Raw genomic sequence first — 17,693 nt, 5'->3', positions numbered from 1 at the left:
CTCAATATCACCTGAAAGCGGACGCCCTGCATTTCATCGGCACCCATCGGTGCGACGACGGCAGGCCGCAGCGAGCTTCGCTGCGGCCTGCCGGTCCCTGCTTCAGCGCCGGGGGTCTACCACCAGCCGGTGCACGTGGTGCCGCCGTCGGTCGAGTCGTACACACAGGCACGCGACTTGAGGCCGGAGTCGTAGGCGACCCCGGACCAGGTGGCGTACGTGTTGGTCGAGACCTGGGAGGTCCAGCCGGACGTGCCGCCCGCCTTCACCCCCAGGTTGGAGGTGCACTGCATGCCGTCCACGGTGCAGCGCTGGATGGAGACGTAGCGGAGGTGCTCGTTGCTGCCCGGGGCGTACGTCATCCGGGCCCAGGCGTACACACTGCCGTTGGCCGTGCCCGAGCGCAGCGCGATCGTGAAGCCGTCGCCGTTGCCGATCGGGCCCAGCCGGGTCACCGCCGTGCCGTTCCAGGGCATGTAGTCGGGGTTGGTGCCGTCGCAGCCGTAGTTGTAGCAGGTCGCGGCGAACGCCGCTCCGGGTGCGGCGATCAGCGACATCAGTGCGGTGCACACGATGCCGACGAACATGCCGATTCTTGCCTTGATGCTCACGATGACCTCTCCGTCACTCCGCCGGGAACGGCCCGACGCTAGGGAGCGGCCCGGCCCGTGGACAAGACCGATCCGGCTGCGGACCGTCCCGCGGTGCTCGGCGGGACGAGCGCGCCCTCGTCCCGCCGCACCCGGGCGTCCCAGGGACGCCCGGGACGGCTCCGACGCCCTTCCCGCGTCCTAGGGTTTCGACCGTTGACGGGCATGGACATGCCGCATCGACTCCTCCCGAACCGGAACTCCCCTGGAAGGCGTGAACCGCCATGCTCGAGAAACTCGCCGCCCGCGCCGGCGCCGTCGCCGCCACGACGGCCCTGGCGGCGCTCGCCCTGTCCGGATCCGCCCAGGCGCAGCCCGGCGCCGCGTACATCGGCTACGGCCAGGCGAACGGCTGGAACGCCGTGAGGTGCGTGCAGATCGGCCTGAACGGCATCATCCGCGAGTCCTACGCCACGCAGCACGAGCTCATCAGCGTGGACGGCGTGTTCGGCCCCGAGACCGACGAGGCGATCCGGTACGTGCAGGCCCGGCGCCTCGGATCCGCCGAGGCCGACGGCATCGTCGGCCCCAGGACGGGCGACCTGGTCATGCGGTACACGTTCGCGAGCTTCGAGTCCTGCTACCCCTACGTCCCCACCACCCGCTGACCGCCACCGCCCCGTCCACCAGGAAAGCAGGCACCTTCGTGCTGAGAAGACTCGCCACCCGCACCGCCGTCGTCGCCGCGACGACGGCCCTGGCCGCGCTCACCCTCGCCGGATCGGCCGAGGCGCAGCGCGGCGTCGGGTACGTCGGCTACGGCCAGACGAACAACTGGAACGCCGTGATGTGCGTGCAGCAGAACATCAACAACGCCATCGCGTACTACGGCATCCCGCACCCCTACATCTCCGAGGACGGCTCGTTCGGGCCCGAGACCGACGAGGCCGTGCGGTACATGCAGAACGGGTGGTTCGGCCCGTCCGGGGCCGACGGCATCGTCGGCCCCAGGACCGGCGACGCGATCCTGAAGTACGGCCAGACGTACCTCGAGCACTGCTACCGGTACGTCCCCACGAGCTACTGACGGCCGCACGCACGGCGAAGGGCGCCCCGGTCCGTACTGGACCGGGGCGCCCTTCGTCGTGTCACACGTTCCGTGCGTCAGTGCACCGGGACGACCTGCTTCTCCTCGGCGAAGTGGCACGCCGAGAGGTGGGCGGCCGGGGTGTCCAGACCGTCGAAGTGCTGCGGGATCGCCAGGAGCGGCGTCTCCTGCGAGCACTTCTCCTGCGCCTTCCAGCAACGGGTGCGGAAGCTGCAGCCCGACGGCGGGTTCGCCGGCGAGGGGACGTCACCGGTCAGGATGATCCGCTCGCGGTGCGCGCGGGCCTCCGGGTCCGGCACCGGCACCGCGGAGAGCAGCGCCTGGGTGTACGGGTGCGTCGGGTGCTCGTAGATCTGCTCGTCCGTACCGATCTCGGCCATCTTGCCGAGGTACATGACGCCGACGCGGTCCGAGATGTGCCGGACGATCGACAGGTCGTGCGCGATGAAGAGGTAGGAGAGGTTGAACTCGTCCTGGAGCTTCCCCATCAGGTTGATGACCTGCGCCTGGACGGAGACGTCCAGGGCCGACACCGGCTCGTCGCAGATGATGATCTCCGGGTTGAGCGCGAGGCCGCGGGCGATGCCGATGCGCTGGCGCTGACCGCCGGAGAACTGGTGCGGGTACCGGTTGATGTACTCCGGGTTCAGACCGACGACGTCGAGCAGCTCCTGCACCTTGCGGCGCCGGTCGCCCTTCGGGGCCACCTCGGGGTGGATGTCGAAGGGCTCGCCGATGATGTCGCCGACCGTCATACGCGGGTTGAGCGAGGTGTACGGGTCCTGGAACACCATCTGGATGTTGCGGCGGACGGCCTTCAGCGCGCGACCGGACAGCTTGGTGATGTCCTGGCCCTTGTAGAAGACCTCGCCGGCGGTGGCCCGCTCCAGGTTCATCAGGAGCTTGGCGACCGTGGACTTGCCACAGCCGGACTCGCCCACGATGCCGAGGGTCTCGCCCTGGTAGAGGTCGAAGGAGACCCCGTCCACGGCCTTGACCGCGCCGACCTGCTTCTTGAACAGGATGCCCTGCGTCAGCGGGAAGTGCTTCTTCAGGCCGCGCACCTGGAGGATCGGCTCGCCGCGGCCTACGGGGGCCTCGACGGCGGCGGCCACGGCCTCGTCGTTCTTGCTGAGGTCAGCCATGGATCGTCTCCTTCCAGAAGTGGCAGGCGCTCTTACGGCCCGGGAGATCCGCGCCGTCCTGCTCGGTGACCGGCACCAGGGCCGGGATCTCCGTGCGGCAGATGTCGTCGGCCTTGGGGCAGCGCGGGTTGAAGGCGCAGCCGGTGGGGACCTTGAGCAGGTTGGGCGGCAGGCCCTTGATCGCGTAGAGCTCCTGGCCCTTCTGGTCCAGGCGCGGGATCGAGTCCAGGAGACCGCGGGTGTACGGGTGGGCCGGGCGGCCGTACAGCTCGTGCACCGGCGCCTGCTCGACGATCCGGCCGGCGTACATCACGGCGATCTTGTCCGCGACGTCGGCGACGACGCCGAGGTCGTGGGTGATCAGGATCAGACCCATGTTGTATTCCTGCTGGAGCTCCGCGAGGAGGTCCATGACCTGGGCCTGGACGGTCACGTCGAGAGCCGTGGTGGGCTCGTCGGCGATGATCAGGTCCGGCTCCAGGGCGAGTGCCATGGCGATCATGATGCGCTGGCGCATACCGCCGGAGAACTGGTGGGGGTAGTCGGAGACCCGCGCCGCGGCGGCGGGGATCTTGACCTTGTCCATCAGCTCGATGGCCTTGACCTTGGCGTCCTTCTTGGACATGCCGTGGTGCACCCGGAACATCTCGCCGAGCTGGTAGCCGACGCTCAGGACCGGGTTGAGGGAGGACAGCGCGTCCTGGAAGATCATCGCGATCTTCCGGCCGCGGATCTTCCGGCGCTCCTCCTCGGACATCTTCAGCATGTCCTGGCCGCGGAACAGGATCTCGCCCTGCGGGATCTTGCCGGGCGGCATGTCGAGGATGCCCATGATGGCCTGCGCGGTCACGGACTTGCCGGAGCCGGACTCGCCGAGGACGGCGAGGGTCTCGCCGGCGTCCACCGAGTAGTTGACGCCGTTGACCGCCTTGGCCACACCGTCACGGGTGTGGAACTCGACGTGCAGGTCTCGGACTTCGAGCAGCGGACCGTTGTGGTCGGCGCCGTCGCGGGGCGACGGGACCGTCGCGGTGTTGTCGATGATGGTCACCTTTACGCCCTCCTAGCGCAGCTTCGGGTCGAGGGCGTTGCGTACGGCTTCGCCGAGCATGATGAACGCCAGAACGGTGATGCTGAGCATGATCGAGGGCCACAGCAGGATGTGCTGCGCCACTCGGATCTGGTCGACACCGGTGGAGATGTCCACACCCCACGACACGGTCGGGGCGGCGAGGCCCAGACCCAGGTAGGACAGGGTGGCCTCGGCCGAGATGTAGCCGCCGAGCGCGATGGTCGCGACGACGATCACGGGGGCCATGGCGTTCGGCAGGATGTGGCGGAAGAGGATCCGGCTGGTGCCGGCGCCGAGGGCCTTCGCCGCGTGGACGTAGTCGGCGTGCTTCACCGTGATCACGGCGCCGCGCATGACGCGGGCCATCTGGGTCCAGCCGAGGAACGCCAGGGCGAAGACGACCACCCAGACCGTGCGCTCGACGAAGGACTGCAGGACGACCATGGCACCGAGCAGGAACGGGATGCCGAAGAAGATGTCGGTCAGGCGCGAGAGCAGCGCGTCGATCCAGCCACCGAAGTAGCCGGCGAGCATGCCCATCACGCCACCGACGAGCGTGACGATCGCGGTGACGGCGACGCCGACGATGATCGAGGCACGGGTGCCGTAGATCAGTCGGGCGTACACGGAGCGGCCCTGGCCGTCGTAGCCGAGCCACCCCTCGGAGCCGATGCTGCCGAGCTCCGGCTTGCCGAGGAAGTGCTTCACCAGGTCACCGTTGGTCGGCGACGCGCTGGTGAAGAGGGTGGGGAAGGCGGCGATCAGCAGCAGGAAGAAGATCAGCACCGACGCCACGAGGAAGTACGGGTTGCGGCGCAGGTCCACCCAGGCGTCGCCCCAGAGGCTGCGGGCCTTCTCCTGCTTCGCCGGAGGAGTCACGTCGGCGGGAAGCGCGACGGCGTCCTCGACGGCGGCTGCGGTCTTGGTCACGTCAGGCATAACGGATCCTCGGGTCCAGGACCGCGTACAGCAGGTCGATGAGGAGGCTGGTGACGAGGTAGATGATCACCAGGATGGTGACCAGGCCGACCAGAGTGGAACCTTCACGCCGGGTGATCGACTCGGCGATGAGGCCACCGACACCCTTGATGTTGAAGATGCGCTCGGTGACGACCGCGCCGCCCATGAGGGCGCCGATGTCGGTGCCGAGGAAGGTGACCACGGGGATCATCGAGTTGCGCATGAGGTGCACGCCGATGACGCGGCGGCGGGGCAGACCCTTGGCGACGGCCGTACGCATGTAGTCGGCGCGCAGGTTCTCCGCCATGGAGGTGCGGGTGAGCCGGGCGACGTAGGCGAGGGAGAGGCCGCCCAGCACGATGGCCGGTGCGATCATCTCGGACACCAGCTGGTCGTTGCTGACGTTCGGCTGGATCCAGCCCAGCTCGAAGGCGAACACCATCTTGATGATGAAGCCGAGAACGAAGACGGGGATCGAGATGATCAGCAGCGTGAAGATCAGGATCGCGTTGTCGGCGAGCCGCCCGGCCTTGAGGCCGGCGATGATGCCGAGACCGATGCCGAAGACCAGCTCGAACGCGAAGGCCAGAGCGGCGAGCTGCAGGGTGACGGGGAACGCCTCACCCAGTACCTCGGTGATCGGGCGACCGTTGCGGATCTGGTTCCCGAAGTCGAAGTGCAGGATGATGTCGGTCATGTAGTTCCAGTACTGCTGCCAGAGCGGCAGATCCAGTCCCAGATCGTGTCTGATCTTCGCGAGGGTCGCGGGGTCAGCTCCCTTGTCCCCGAACATCCCCGCCACGGGGTCGCCGGGCAGGCTGTAGACCATGAGGAAGATCAGCAGGGTGGTCCCGAGGAATACCGGGATCATCTGGAGCAGTCGTCGTGCGACATAGCGCCCCATCATGCCTCCGTTGAAATATGACAGCAGCAACCGACAGGCCCTCCCGCGGCAGCCGCGCCCCGTCGGGGTACGCGAATGTCGTGGAAGGGCCCCCCAGCCACATACGTAAGGCGCCGAGGGCGGGGCTGACTTCCCGTCAGCCCCGCATCGGCAGGCGGACTACGCTCGGGTGATTACTTCTTGACCTCGACGCCGGTCAGGATCGGGTCGCCGTCCTGGCCGTAGGCGACGCCCGAAACCTTCTCGGAGAAGCCCGCGTTGACCTTGTAGTACCAGAGCGGGATGGACGGCATGTAGTTCTTCAGGTCCTTCTCGATCGCCTGGTAGGCCTTGACGGACTCGTCAAGGGTGGCGGCCGAGTCGGCCTTCGCGATCTTGGCGTCCAGCTCCTTGTTGGAGAAGTCGCCCTGGTTGCCGCCCGCACCCGTACGGAACAGGTCCGAGATGAAGTTGGCGTTCACCGGGTAGTCGAGCACCCAGCCGGAACGGTAGATCGACTTGACCTGCTTGGTCTTACGAGCAGTCAGGTCGGCCTGGAAGTCCGGCTTGCCGTCGCCGACACACTGGACGTCGGTGGCCTGCTGGATGGAGTTGCAGACAGCGTCCACCCACTCCTTGTGGCCACCGTCGGCGTTGTACTGGATCGAGATCTTGTTGTTCGGGACGCCGCCGCCGGCCTTGATGAGGTCCTTGGCCTTGGCGGGGTCGAACTTGGTGACGCCGGCGCCACCGTCCTCCTGGAAGCCCAGGACGCCCTTCGCGACCCAGCCGGTCGCGGGCTCACGCGTGCCGTTCAGCACCGTCTTGGTGATGGTGGCGCGGTCGATCGCCATCGACAGACCCTGGATGACGCGCGGGTCGATCTGCTTCGGCTTCTTCCACTGGTCGGCGTAGAAGGCGATGGCGATGGTCTGGATCGCGGAGTACGGCTGGTCCACGGCGCGGTCGCCGAGGTCCTGGCGGTAGACCGGGAGGTCCTTCGGCGCGATCTGACGCAGGACGTCGACGTTGCCGGACTTCAGGTCCTCGTACGCGGCCTCGAGGGTGGTGTAGTTCTTGAAGACCACACCGCCGTTCTTCGCCTTGTTCGAGCCCTTGTAGGCGTCGTATCGAGTGATCTCGATCTTCTTCTTGTGGTCCCAGCTCTTGAACTTGTAGGGACCGTTGCCGACCGGCTTCTGGCCACCGGCGGCCGGGTCCTTGTAGAAGGACGCCGGGAGCGGCGCGAAGACGATGTAGGCGAGCTTGTGGCCGAAGTACGGGACGGCCTTCGTGAGCTCGATCTTGAAGGTGGTCTCGTCGACGACCGTCAGACCGTCCATCTTGTCAGCGGTGGGCTTGGCGCCCTCCGCCTCGGGGTGGACCTTGTCGTAGCCCTTGATGTCCGCGAACCACGAGGACAGACCCTGGGCGTTCTTGACGTTGGCGTTCCAGTTCCACGCGTCCACGTAGGACTTGGAGGTCACCGGGGTGCCGTCGTGGAAGGTCCAGCCCGGCTTGAGCTTGACGGTCCACGTCTTCGAGTCGGTCGTGGTGACCGATTCGGCGTTGATCATCTCCAGGGAGCCGTCGGCCTTGTAGTCGACCAGGGTCGAGAACAGGCCGGCCATCACGGCGGAGCCGTTGGACTCCATCGTGTCACCGGTGAGCAGGGGCTTCTCAGGCTCGCCCAGCTCGATGGAGAAAATTCCGTTCGGGTCAACAGCGCCCTTGGCGTCGCTGCCGCCGTCGCTCTTACCCCCGCCACAGGCGGTCGCAGCAAGGGCAACGATGATCGCGCCCGTTACCCACTTGGCGCTCTTGGCACCGCGCATGGGTTCCTCCTCATGAGTCCACTTTTGTCACTACAAGAGGGGCACTTCGAGTCCTGCCGACACCCCTGACGGCGTTGCACTCAAGTACCCCGAGTGTGCTCGTGAGTCGACACTCCCCACAGTGCGTGACCCATTGACCCGAGCTCAATGGAGCCAACTATTAAGTACGCCCGGGCTGTAAACCACACTTAAGTGGTCTCGTTTTGACAACATCGCCACCCCTCCGGATACCGAAATCCGGACAAACTGAGCACAGACAGACACCCGCGAAACGGACCGTTAACACACGTACCGGAGAGCGATGGCCGATATGCGGACACCTTGCCTCCGAAATGGAGTTGACGGGATTTGACGAAAAGCCCGGACCCCCACAGTGCGGTGGGGGGTCCGGGCTCCGCTGTTGACGTCGTGTCAACCGACAGCGGGGCAGATCACAGGCTCGTGATCTACCCCGCTGTCATCGGCCGCATGCGGCCGAACTCAACCGATCTTCGGCTCAGCCGTTCTTCGCGCGGGAAGACGCGCGACCGCGCGCGTTCTGGTCCAGGATGACCTTGCGGATACGCACGGCCTCCGGGGTGACCTCGACGCACTCGTCGTCGCGGCAGAACTCCAGCGACTGCTCCAGCGACAGCTTGCGCGGCGGGACGATCGCCTCGAAGGAGTCGGCGGAGGCGGAGCGCATGTTGGTGAGCTTCTTCTCCTTGGTGATGTTCACGTCCATGTCGTCGGAGCGCGAGTTCTCGCCGACGATCATGCCCTCGTACACCTCGGTGCCGGGGTCGGTGAACAGGACGCCGCGCTCCTGGAGGTTCGTCATCGCGAAGGCGGTGACGGCGCCGGCGCGGTCGGCGACCAGCGAACCGTTGTTACGGGTCGTCAGCGTGCCGAACCACGGCTCGTGGCCCTCGTGGATCGAGTGGGCGATGCCCGTACCGCGGGTGTTGGTGAGGAACTCCGTACGGAAGCCGATGAGGCCACGCGACGGAACGACGAACTCCATGCGGACCCAGCCGGAGCCGTGGTTCGACATGTTGTCCATGCGGCCCTTGCGGACACCCATGAGCTGCGTGACGGCGCCCATGTGCTCCTCGGGCACGTCGACCGTGAGGCGCTCGACGGGCTCGTGGGTCTTGCCGTCGACCTCCTTGGTGACGACCTGCGGCTTGCCGATGGTCAGCTCGAAGCCCTCGCGGCGCATCTGCTCGACCAGGATGGCGAGCGCGAGCTCACCACGGCCCTGGACCTCCCAGGCGTCGGGACGCTCGGTGTCGAGGACGCGGAGCGAGACGTTACCGATCAGCTCGCGGTCCAGACGGTCCTTGACCTGGCGGGCGGTGACCTTGCGCTGCTTGACCGCGGACTTGGCCTCCGCGCCCTTGCCCGTGCCACCGCGGCCGACGAGCGGCGAGGTGTTGGTGCCGATGGTCATGGAGATGGCCGGCTGGTCGACCGTGATCAGCGGCAGCGCGATCGGGTTCTCCGGGTCGGCCAGGGTCTCGCCGATCATGATGTCCGGGATACCGGCGACGGCGCAGATGTCACCGGGGCCGGCGACCTCGGCCGGCTTGCGGGTGAGCGCCTCGGTCATCATCAGCTCGGTGATGCGGACGTTGGCGATCGAGCCGTCCCGCTTGATCCACGCAACCGTCTGGCCCTTGCGCAGCTCGCCCTGCTCGACGCGGAGCAGCGCGATACGGCCGAGGAAGTTGTCGGCGTCCAGGTTGGTGACGTGGGCCTGGAGCGGGGCCTCCTCGTCGTACGACGGGGCCGGGACGTGCTCCAGGATGGTGGAGAAGAACGGCTCCAGGTTCTCGCTGTCCGCCGGGACGGTGCCGTCGGCGGGCTTGGTCAGCGAGGCGACGCCGTCACGGCCGCAGGCGTAGACGATCGGGAACTCGATCTGGTCCTCGTCCGCGTCGAGGTCCAGGAAGAGGTCGTAGGTCTCGTTGACGACCTCGTCGATCCGGGAGTCCGGGCGGTCCGTCTTGTTGATGCAGAGGATGACGGGCAGGCGCTGCTGGAGGGCCTTGCGCAGCACGAAGCGGGTCTGCGGGAGCGGACCCTCGGAGGCGTCCACCAGGAGGACGACCGCGTCCACCATCGAGAGACCGCGCTCGACCTCGCCACCGAAGTCGGCGTGACCGGGGGTGTCGATGATGTTGATCGTGATCGGGGCCCCGCCGTCCTTGGGGTGATACTTCACCGCCGTGTTCTTGGCGAGGATCGTGATGCCCTTCTCACGCTCCAGGTCGTTCGAGTCCATCATGCGGTCGTCGAGGTGCTGGTGGGCGGCGAAGGCACCGGCCTGCTTGAGCATGGCGTCGACGATGGTCGTCTTGCCATGGTCGACGTGGGCGACGATGGCGACGTTACGGATGTCGTGGCGCGTGGGCATGGGTGCTTGCGCTTCTCTCGGATCGTGGGATGCGGCGTCAGTTCCTCGTACGCCCGCCGGGCGGACGCGCCACGGCTATGTCCTATGGTACGGGGCTGCCGCGCAACGGGCTTCCCCGGCCAAGATCCGAGAAGTTCTACTGCGAGTGGTACAGGGTGTGGGGGAGGTCGTGCGGAGGTCGTGCGACCGGGTCAAGGGGCCGACGCGATCCTGCCCGCCGGGGTCACCGGCGGGCAAGGAAATTGAGCTGGTTCTGAGGTTGTGGCCTGCGGTTTCAGAGCTTTCAGTGCTTTCAGGGGGTGGTGCGCTCGGCACCCTTGGAGGTTTCGGGCTTCTTGAAGCCGATGTCCTGGTAGCGCGGGCCGGCGAGACCCCAGGCTCCGGCATTCACGAGATCGGCCTTGGCGGCGACGAGCTGCGGGCGCTGATAGAGGGGGATGGAGCCGGCCGCGGCCCAGATCCGGGCGTCCGCCTGGCGCACCAGCTCGCGGGCCTCCTCCTCGTCGAGCGTCCCCGCCGCCTGGTCGAAGAGCTGGTCGATGCGGTCGGTGCCGACCCGCGAGTAGTTCTGCTCGACCAGGAGTGAGCCGTCCGAGGCGGGCTCGGGCTTGGCGAAGATCGGCCGGGCGTCGGTCGCGGGGAAGGCGGAGGCGGGCCAGGAGTAGAGGGCCAGGTCGTAGTCGCCCGAGGCCACGTGGTCCTTGAAGAAGCTGTCGTCGGAGACCTTGGTGACCTCGGTACGGATGCCGACCGCGTCGAGCATCCGGACGATCCGGTCGCCGACCGCCCGCAACGACTCGGAGCCGGGCCCGGACGGCAGGACGAAGCGGAGGCTGAGCGCCTTGCCGTCCTTGCCGAGGGCCGTGGCGGCCTCCGGGGCCGTGACGGGGGCGGCGGTGCCGCGCGGGGCGTAGGCCCCGGCGACGCCCTTGTCCGTCTTGGCGACCGGCAGGGCGGCGCGGGCGCCGGAGCCCGTACCGGTGTCGAGGGCCTCGGCGCGGGCGAGGAGCGCGGCGCTCTGGCGGGCGGCGGCGGAGGCCGGGGAGAGGATGCCGGTGCCGTTCTCGGGGCCGCCGGCGCCGATGACGGGGGCGGGGACGGCCCGGCGCGCGCCCGGCTTGTCGTCGCCGACGATGTAGAGGCCCTCGTCGGAGGCGGTGTCGGTGGCCTGCTTCTTGGCGTCGGTGGAGCCCGCGGCGTCCTTGGCGTCCTGCTTCTCGGCGCCCTCCTTCTTCGTGCCTTCCTTCGTGGCGCCCTCCTTCGTAGTGCCTTCCTTCGTGGCGCCTTCCTTCGTGGTGTCGGTCGCCTTCTTCTCGGCCTTCGTCTCGGCCTCGCTGCCCGCCTTCGTTCCCGCGTCGGCGGGCTTCCTGGCCGCGCCTCCCGGGACCCAGCCCGCGTCGGCGAGGAGCGCCCGGGCTTCCTTGGTGTCCTGGTTGCCGAGCGCGTCACTGCTGTCCGCGTACGCGGCCTGGCCGGCGAGGGCCAGGTGGCTGCCGGGGGGATGCGCCGGGAGGCCGAGCGGCTTGAGTACGGATTCGGCCAGTTCCTGGCGGTTGATCGCGCGGGCCACCGCGCGCCGTACCCGCTCGTCGGCGAGCGGCCCGGACTCGCCGTTCAGCGAGAGCTGGGTGTAGGCGGGCTCCAGGGACTTGCGGACGGCGTACTTCGCCAGGGTGTCCTGGGCGCTCGCGTACGCGGCGATGGCCTGCTGGTTCTTCGCGCGGGCGGCCTGGACCTCCGCCGCCTTCTCCTCGTCGGAGCCGTGGGCGAGCGCCCAGGACTTCAGGGCCTTGGAGGGGGTGATCGAGGCGCCGGGGCCATGGGCGAGGGCCGCCTGCGCGCCGCCGCGTCCGGCGCGGGCGTCGCGGAGCGCGAGGGCGATGCGTTCGGCGGTGGACCGGTCGATCTCGGCCAGGTCGAGGGTGCCGGCGGCGAGGGCGTCCGCCCGGTCGGCGCGGGGGACGGCCTTGAGGACGACGCTGTCGAGCTTGGCGGGCTGTCCCCACCAGCGGGGGTTGCGGGCGAGGGTGACGTCGCCGTTCTTGCGGTCGATCGCCTTCAGCAGGAACGGTCCTGCAGTGGCCTTGAGGCTGGTGCGGGCCCCGTCGTTGAAGGAGTTCGGGGAGCCCATCACCTGCTTGGGGTAGAGCGGGGTGAAGAGGGACTGCCAGTCGGCGTAGGGCTTGGAGAAGGTGACCCGTACCTCCAGGTCGTTCTTGCCCCGCTCGATCTTCTCGATCCGCTCGTAGCCGGAGTTGCGGGCGGTCCAGTACGCGGTGTCGCGGCCGCTCAGCGCCCGCCACTGGGCCACGAAGTCGGGCGCCCCGATCTCGCGTCCGTCGCTCCACACCGCCTGCTGGTTGAGCTTGTAGAGGACGACCTGCTTGGGCTCCGTCTCGACGACCTGCGCGGACTCCAGGTAGTCGGGGTTCCGCTGCGGCCTGCCCCGCTCGTCGATCGTGTAGAGGGAGGGGAGGACGGCCCCGGCGATCCGGGAGGTGGTGCCGTCGGCGTCGGCCTGGAAGCTGTTGAGGGTGGTGGGGAGCGCGTCGACGGCCCAGCGCAGGGTGCCTCCGTCGGCGACCTTGTCGCGTGCGGCGGGCGCGTTGTCCTGGGCCGCGGCCGGGGTCTCGTCGGCCTCGTCGGAGGAGCTGCATCCGGCGAGGACGGCGACGGCCAGGACGGCGCTGGTGAGGGTGGCGACGGAGCGGAGCGTGCGGGAGCGGGGGCTCCTGGAGCATGTCCTCCCGCGAGGGGCGCCGATCTGGGACATGACTTGTACCCCTTCGTCCAGATTTATTCCATTTGGAGATGATCACACCTATTGCTCATACACTGAAAAGGACGGAGCGGATCCGGCCACGGCGACACGGCGGCACGTCCGGAAAACCCCACTCGTGCGGCCCAACCGTCGAAGAAGGAGCGCTCCGGACGAGTGGAATCCCGTGCACATGGCTTCCCAAGCGGGAATGTGACGCGCGACACTCCTGCCGAAGCCGCTCGCGGAAGTGAGGGCAACCATGTCCGTTCAGGACGATCTGGCAGCCGTCAAGCGCTGCCTCGAAGACCTGGTCCGCACCGTCGGACAGCTCGAACGCTCCCTCACGGCCGAGCGGGGCGCACCCGCCGTGCCGGCCTCGGGACGCGCCGAGAGCCTGGTGACCATCCCCGACACCCCGTACGACAGCGACCTGTGGACGGATACGGACGACGAGGGGCTGGGAGCACGCGACCGCCACGCGCCGTGACCGACCGCACGCCCGGAGGCCGCCGGCACCGGCGGCCTCCGACCGTAGGAGCCGACGTCCGACCGTAGGAGCCGACCCCAGGAGGGCCTGTTGGCCACAGGTACGAAACCCCCGGGAAACGACCGAACCGCGACAGGCGTGCGCTCCCCGGGGCGCGCCGCCATCGCCGCCCGCCATCTGCGCACCGACCGCTGGTGGCTCTCCCCCGCGGCGACCGCCGCCGGACTGCTCGCCTTCGTCGCGTACTCGACCTGGCGGGCCTTCGCCAACGCCGACTACTACGCGGCCCCCTACGTCTCGCCGTTCTACTCGCCCTGTCTGGCGGAGAACTGCGTCCCCATGAAGGGCGGGCCGAACTGGGAGATCTTCGGCAGCTGGTGGGCGCTCTCGCCCGCCCTGCTGATCCTGGTCTTCCCCCTGGGCTTCCGGCTGACCTGCTACTACTACCGGAAGGCGTACTACCGGGGCTTCTGGGCGGCTCCCCCGGCCTGCGCGGTCGCCGAACCCCACCGGACGTACACCGGCGAGACCCGCCTCCCGCTGCTCCTGCAGAACCTCCACCGGTACTTCTTCTACACGGCGCTGCCGGTGGCCGGAATCCTCACGTACGACACCGTGCTCACCTTCCGGAACGCCGACTACGCCTGGGGCCACGCGGGGCTCGGGACACTCCTCTTCCTCGTCAACATCACCCTCATCTGGGCGTACACCCTCTCCTGCCACTCCTGTCGGCACATCCTCGGCGGACGCCTCCGGCACTTCTCGAAGCATCCCGTCCGCTACCGGCTGTGGACCTGGGTGGGGCGGCTGAACACCCGTCACATGCTGCTGGCCTGGGCCTCCCTCATCAGCGTCGCCCTCTGCGACCTGTACGTGTACCTGCTCGCCACCGGCACCTTCGACGACCCGAGGTTCTTCTGAGATGACGCACGTCGAGCGAGAGCAGTGGGACGTGGTCGTGGTCGGCGCGGGCGGCGCCGGACTGCGGGCCGCGATCGAGGCACGCCGTGCGGGCGCCCGTACGGCGGTCATCTGCAAATCCCTCTTCGGCAAGGCACACACCGTCATGGCCGAGGGCGGAATCGCCGCGTCCATGGCCAACGTGCACCCACAGGACGACTGGAAGACGCACTTCCGCGACACCATGCGCGGCGGGAAGTTCCTCAACCAGTGGCGGATGGCCGAGCTGCACGCCCAGGAGGCCCCCGAGCGGGTCTGGGAGCTGGAGACCTGGGGCGCGCTCTTCGACCGCACGCCGGACGGCCGGATCTCGCAGCGCAACTTCGGCGGCCACGAGTACCCGCGGCTCGCGCACGTCGGCGACCGCACCGGGCTCGAACTGCTCCGCACCCTCCAGCAGAAGTCCGTCGGACTCCAGCAGGAGGACCACCGCGAGACCGGCGACCACGAGGGCCGCCTGAAGGTCTTCCAGGAGTTCACCGTCACCCGGATCCTGAAGGACGGGGACGGGCGGGTCTCCGGGGTCTTCTGTTACGAGCGGGAGACCGGGCGGTTCCTCGTCCTGGAGGCGCCCGCGGTCGTCCTGGCGACCGGCGGCATCGGCAAGTCCTTCAAGGTGACCTCGAACTCCTGGGAGTACACGGGCGACGGGCACGCGCTCGCCCTGCTCGCGGGCGCGCCCCTGGTGAACATGGAGTTCGTGCAGTTCCACCCGACCGGCATGGTCTGGCCGCCGTCGGTGAAGGGCATCCTCGTCACCGAGTCCGTCCGCGGGGACGGCGGGGTCCTGCGGAACTCCGAGGGCCGGCGCTTCATGTTCGACTACGTCCCCGACGTCTTCAAGGAGAAGTACGCGGAGACGGAGGAGGAGGGCGACCGCTGGTACGAGGACCCCGACCACAACCGGCGCCCGCCCGAGCTGCTGCCGCGCGACGAGGTGGCGCGGGCCATCAACTCCGAGGTGAAGGCGGGGCGCGGCTCCCCGCACGGCGGGGTGTTCCTCGACGTGTCGACCCGGATGCCGGCCGAGACGATCAAGCGGCGGCTGCCCTCGATGTACCACCAGTTCAAGGAGCTGGCCGATGTCGACATCACGGCGGAGGCCATGGAGGTGGGCCCCACCTGCCACTACGTGATGGGCGGGGTCAACGTCGACTCGGAGACGGCGGCGACGGTGGGCGTGCCCGGGCTCTTCGCGGCAGGGGAGGTGGCCGGCGGCATGCACGGCTCCAACCGGCTCGGCGGGAACTCCCTCTCCGACCTGCTGGTCTTCGGGCGGCGGGCCGGGCTCTACGCGGCGCAGTACGCGCTGTCGGGGGTCGGGGGCGGGATCGTGCCGGAGGATGTCGAGGCCGCGGCGGTGGAGGCGCTCGCTCCGTTCGGTGGTGCCGACGGGGCCGCGTCGGAGCCCCCGGGCGAGGGCACTGCCCCGGAGAATCCCGTCTCGGAGAATCCCGTCCCGGAGAATCCCGTCCCGGAGAATCCGTACACCCTCCATCAGGAGCTCCAGCAGACGATGAACGACCTCGTCGGGATCATCCGGCGGGAGGGCGAGATGGCGGAGGCCCTGGAACGGATCGCCGCCCTGCGCGCACGGGCCCGGCGGGTCGCCGTCGAGGGCCACCGGCAGTTCAACCCCGGCTGGCACCTGGCCCTCGACCTGCGGAACATGCTGCTCGTCGGCGAGTGCGTGGCCCGCGCCGCCCTGGAACGCACCGAGTCCCGCGGCGGACACACCCGCGAGGACTACCCGGCGATGGACCGCGCCTGGCGCCCGGTGAACCTGTTGTGCCACCTGGACGGCGACGGCATCGCCCTCGAACGGACCCGTACGGAACCCATCCGGCCCGACCTGCTCGCACTGTTCGAGCAGGAGGAGCTGGCCAAGTACCTCGCCGAGGGCGAGCTGGAAGGGGGTCTCGGCGCATGAGCACGTACGACGCCCGGTTCCGGGTCTGGCGGGGGGACGCCGACGGCGGTGAACTGACCGACTACACGGTGGAGGTGCACGACGGGGAGGTCGTCCTCGACGTGGTGCACCGCTTGCAGGCCACCCAGACGCCGGATCTCGCGGTGCGGTGGAACTGCAAGGCGGGCAAGTGCGGTTCGTGCTCGGCCGAGATCAACGGCAGGCCGCGACTGCTCTGCATGACCCGGATGTCGGTGTTCTCCCGGGACGAGGTCATCACCGTGACCCCGATGCGCGCCTTCCCGATCGTGCGCGACCTGGTCACGGACGTGTCCTTCAACTACACGAAGGCCAGGGAGATCCCGGCCTTCGTGCCACCCGCCGGGGTCGGTCCCGGCGAGTACCGGATGCGGCAGGAGGACGTCGAGCGCTCGCAGGAGTTCAGGAAGTGCATCGAGTGCTTCCTGTGCCAGGACACCTGCCATGTGGTGCGCGACCACGAGGAGAACAAGGCGGCCTTCGCCGGGCCCCGCTTCCTCATGCGGGTCGCGGAGCTCGACATGCACCCGCTGGACGCCGCGGAGGAAGCCGGGCTCGACCGGCGGCGGACGGCGCAGGAGGAACACGGACTCGGCTACTGCAACATCACCAAGTGCTGTACGGAGGTGTGCCCGGAGTCCATCCACATCACCGACAACGCCCTGATCCCGCTGAAGGAGCGGGTCGTGGACCGGAAGTACGACCCGCTGGTGTGGCTCGGCAACACGATCAGGCGGCGGAAGAGCTGACGGGTTCCGTGCGCCCGCCACCCGCACGCGCGCCCGCGCCCGCACTCCAGCGGCCGAGAACCGGCTCGGCGAGGGTGCGGGCCGGGAGGCACAGGGTCTGGCCGTGCCGGGCGAACAGCTCGTCGCGCGAGGTGAAGCGGCCCAGGTCCGTCCGCAGGTGGGCGGAGAGGTCGCAGGGAGCGGAGCCGGCGCACGCGGCCGGGGCGTCCCAGTCGACGGTGGTCCTGGCCACGGCCTCGAAGAGGGTCTCCGCACCGGCGTTGGTGAAGCCGTCCGCCGGGGCGGGGTCGTTGTCCCGACCCGCGAAGAGCTCCGCGACCGGCACCCAGGTGTCGTCGAGCAGGAACTCGGGCCAGGCGAGCAGCACCTCCTCCGGCACGAACGGGCGCAGCTTCGGGAAGCGCGGGTACCAGAACGCGCCGTCGACGAGCAGGCCCCGCACCCGCGTGGGCACGTCGAGCGACCGGGCCACCGCCTCCAGGACCGCCATGCGCTGACTGCACGAGCCGCGCCCGAGCCGCAGCGTCCGCGACACCCGGCGCAGATCCTCCACGGAGTACACCGGCCGTACGGCGGCGGCGATGATCCCGTGGGCCGTCCGGAGACGGGCGCGGTCGGTCGTCGCGCCCCGCTCGTCCGCCGCGCGCCGTACCTGAGTCACGAGCGCGGCGACCCGGGGGTGCGCCAGATCCAGGATCGGCGTGGGCCGGGTCGAGCCGGAGGCCTCCGCGTCGGGCACGGGGCCCGCGCCGACGGTCCGGAAGGGCATCAAGAGACGGCTGGTCATGGCGTACTCC

15 protein-coding genes are annotated in these 17,693 nt (G+C 68.9%); 6 read left to right on the top strand and 9 right to left on the bottom strand.

The genetic code is table 11. From position 1 onward, the window contains the following. Positions 1-116 precede the first annotated feature (116 nt). A complete protein-coding gene (locus tag OG462_RS28295) occupies positions 117-611 on the bottom strand; it encodes a hypothetical protein (protein ID WP_406061830.1) in 495 nt (164 codons plus the stop codon). Positions 612-874: 263 nt separating this feature from the next. Here OG462_RS28295 and OG462_RS28290 point away from each other — a divergent pair, with 263 nt between their 5' ends. Next, the gene (locus tag OG462_RS28290) at positions 875-1,258 is read left to right on the top strand and encodes a peptidoglycan-binding protein (protein ID WP_406061828.1); all 384 of its coding nucleotides are present in this window, start codon (positions 875-877) and stop codon (positions 1,256-1,258) included. 38 nt (positions 1,259-1,296) lie between these two features. Next, positions 1,297-1,677, top strand: coding sequence for a peptidoglycan-binding protein (locus tag OG462_RS28285; RefSeq protein ID WP_406061826.1), 381 nt, complete (start codon positions 1,297-1,299; stop codon positions 1,675-1,677). A gap of 77 nt (positions 1,678-1,754) precedes the next feature. On the opposite strand, the gene OG462_RS28280 is transcribed toward OG462_RS28285, so the two are convergent. The 7 genes from OG462_RS28280 to OG462_RS28250 form a co-directional block, all read right to left on the bottom strand. Next, a complete protein-coding gene (locus OG462_RS28280) occupies positions 1,755-2,843 on the bottom strand; it encodes an ABC transporter ATP-binding protein (RefSeq protein ID WP_406061825.1) in 1,089 nt (362 codons plus the stop codon). Continuing rightward, on the bottom strand, positions 2,836-3,894 hold the full coding sequence (locus tag OG462_RS28275; protein WP_406061823.1) for an ABC transporter ATP-binding protein: 1,059 nt from the start codon (positions 3,892-3,894) through the stop codon (positions 2,836-2,838). Before OG462_RS28275 ends, OG462_RS28280 begins: the two co-directional genes overlap by 8 nt. A gap of 12 nt (positions 3,895-3,906) precedes the next feature. Further along, positions 3,907-4,854: an ABC transporter permease gene (locus tag OG462_RS28270; RefSeq protein WP_406061821.1), complete on the bottom strand. Its 948-nt coding sequence runs from the start codon at positions 4,852-4,854 to the stop codon at positions 3,907-3,909. Beyond that, entirely contained in the window at positions 4,847-5,779 is a 933-nt protein-coding gene (locus OG462_RS28265; RefSeq protein ID WP_406066754.1) for an ABC transporter permease, read from the bottom strand. Before OG462_RS28265 ends, OG462_RS28270 begins: the two co-directional genes overlap by 8 nt. 173 nt (positions 5,780-5,952) lie before the next feature. Continuing rightward, a complete protein-coding gene (locus OG462_RS28260) occupies positions 5,953-7,593 on the bottom strand; it encodes an ABC transporter substrate-binding protein (RefSeq protein ID WP_406061819.1) in 1,641 nt (546 codons plus the stop codon). 496 nt (positions 7,594-8,089) lie between these two features. Then, the gene (gene typA, locus OG462_RS28255) at positions 8,090-9,991 is read right to left on the bottom strand and encodes a translational GTPase TypA (protein WP_406061817.1); all 1,902 of its coding nucleotides are present in this window, start codon (positions 9,989-9,991) and stop codon (positions 8,090-8,092) included. A gap of 292 nt (positions 9,992-10,283) precedes the next feature. Beyond that, positions 10,284-12,764, bottom strand: a complete 2,481-nt coding sequence (locus tag OG462_RS28250; protein ID WP_406061815.1) for an ABC transporter family substrate-binding protein — start codon at positions 12,762-12,764, stop codon at positions 10,284-10,286. A 247-nt stretch (positions 12,765-13,011) separates the two neighbouring features. Between OG462_RS28250 and OG462_RS28245 the strand changes: the two genes are divergently transcribed. From OG462_RS28245 to OG462_RS28230, 4 genes are all read left to right on the top strand, one after another. Then, positions 13,012-13,239 carry a hypothetical protein gene (locus tag OG462_RS28245; protein WP_406061813.1) on the top strand — a complete coding sequence of 76 codons (228 nt, stop codon included), beginning with the start codon at positions 13,012-13,014 and terminating at the stop codon, positions 13,237-13,239. Positions 13,240-13,329: 90 nt separating this feature from the next. Next, positions 13,330-14,160, top strand: coding sequence for a hypothetical protein (locus OG462_RS28240; RefSeq protein ID WP_406061812.1), 831 nt, complete (start codon positions 13,330-13,332; stop codon positions 14,158-14,160). Between the two features lies 1 nt (position 14,161). Then, a complete protein-coding gene (locus tag OG462_RS28235) occupies positions 14,162-16,129 on the top strand; it encodes a fumarate reductase/succinate dehydrogenase flavoprotein subunit (protein ID WP_406061810.1) in 1,968 nt (655 codons plus the stop codon). Then, the gene (locus OG462_RS28230; RefSeq protein ID WP_406061808.1) at positions 16,126-16,896 is read left to right on the top strand and encodes a succinate dehydrogenase/fumarate reductase iron-sulfur subunit; all 771 of its coding nucleotides are present in this window, start codon (positions 16,126-16,128) and stop codon (positions 16,894-16,896) included. The genes OG462_RS28235 and OG462_RS28230 overlap by 4 nt, the downstream gene beginning before the upstream one ends. On the opposite strand, the gene OG462_RS28225 is transcribed toward OG462_RS28230, so the two are convergent. After that, complete coding sequence (locus OG462_RS28225; RefSeq protein WP_406061807.1) at positions 16,877-17,683, bottom strand: transglutaminase domain-containing protein; 807 nt, start codon at positions 17,681-17,683, stop codon at positions 16,877-16,879. The genes OG462_RS28230 and OG462_RS28225 overlap by 20 nt on opposite strands. Between the last annotated feature and the right edge of the window lie 10 nt (positions 17,684-17,693).

The sequence above is a fragment of the Streptomyces sp. NBC_01077 genome (genome assembly GCF_045162855.1).
Classification (GTDB): Bacteria; Actinomycetota; Actinomycetes; order Streptomycetales; family Streptomycetaceae; genus Streptomyces.
This window is presented reverse-complemented; position numbering and strand designations above follow the sequence as displayed.

What these genes read in the sequence shown, in the direction of transcription:
- OG462_RS28280 (WP_406061825.1), bottom strand. Translation starts at nt 2,843, where the DNA reads ATGGCTGACCTCAGCAAGAACGACGAGGCCGTGGCCGCCGCCGTCGAG.
- OG462_RS28290 (WP_406061828.1), top strand. Translation starts at nt 875, where the DNA reads ATGCTCGAGAAACTCGCCGCCCGCGCCGGCGCCGTCGCCGCCACGACG.
- OG462_RS28235 (WP_406061810.1), top strand. Translation starts at nt 14,162, where the DNA reads ATGACGCACGTCGAGCGAGAGCAGTGGGACGTGGTCGTGGTCGGCGCG.
- OG462_RS28265 (WP_406066754.1), bottom strand. Translation starts at nt 5,779, where the DNA reads ATGGGGCGCTATGTCGCACGACGACTGCTCCAGATGATCCCGGTATTC.
- OG462_RS28245 (WP_406061813.1), top strand. Translation starts at nt 13,012, where the DNA reads ATGTCCGTTCAGGACGATCTGGCAGCCGTCAAGCGCTGCCTCGAAGAC.
- typA (WP_406061817.1), bottom strand. Translation starts at nt 9,991, where the DNA reads ATGCCCACGCGCCACGACATCCGTAACGTCGCCATCGTCGCCCACGTC.
- OG462_RS28250 (WP_406061815.1), bottom strand. Translation starts at nt 12,764, where the DNA reads ATGTCCCAGATCGGCGCCCCTCGCGGGAGGACATGCTCCAGGAGCCCC.
- OG462_RS28260 (WP_406061819.1), bottom strand. Translation starts at nt 7,593, where the DNA reads ATGCGCGGTGCCAAGAGCGCCAAGTGGGTAACGGGCGCGATCATCGTT.
- OG462_RS28230 (WP_406061808.1), top strand. Translation starts at nt 16,126, where the DNA reads ATGAGCACGTACGACGCCCGGTTCCGGGTCTGGCGGGGGGACGCCGAC.
- OG462_RS28270 (WP_406061821.1), bottom strand. Translation starts at nt 4,854, where the DNA reads ATGCCTGACGTGACCAAGACCGCAGCCGCCGTCGAGGACGCCGTCGCG.
- OG462_RS28225 (WP_406061807.1), bottom strand. Translation starts at nt 17,683, where the DNA reads ATGACCAGCCGTCTCTTGATGCCCTTCCGGACCGTCGGCGCGGGCCCC.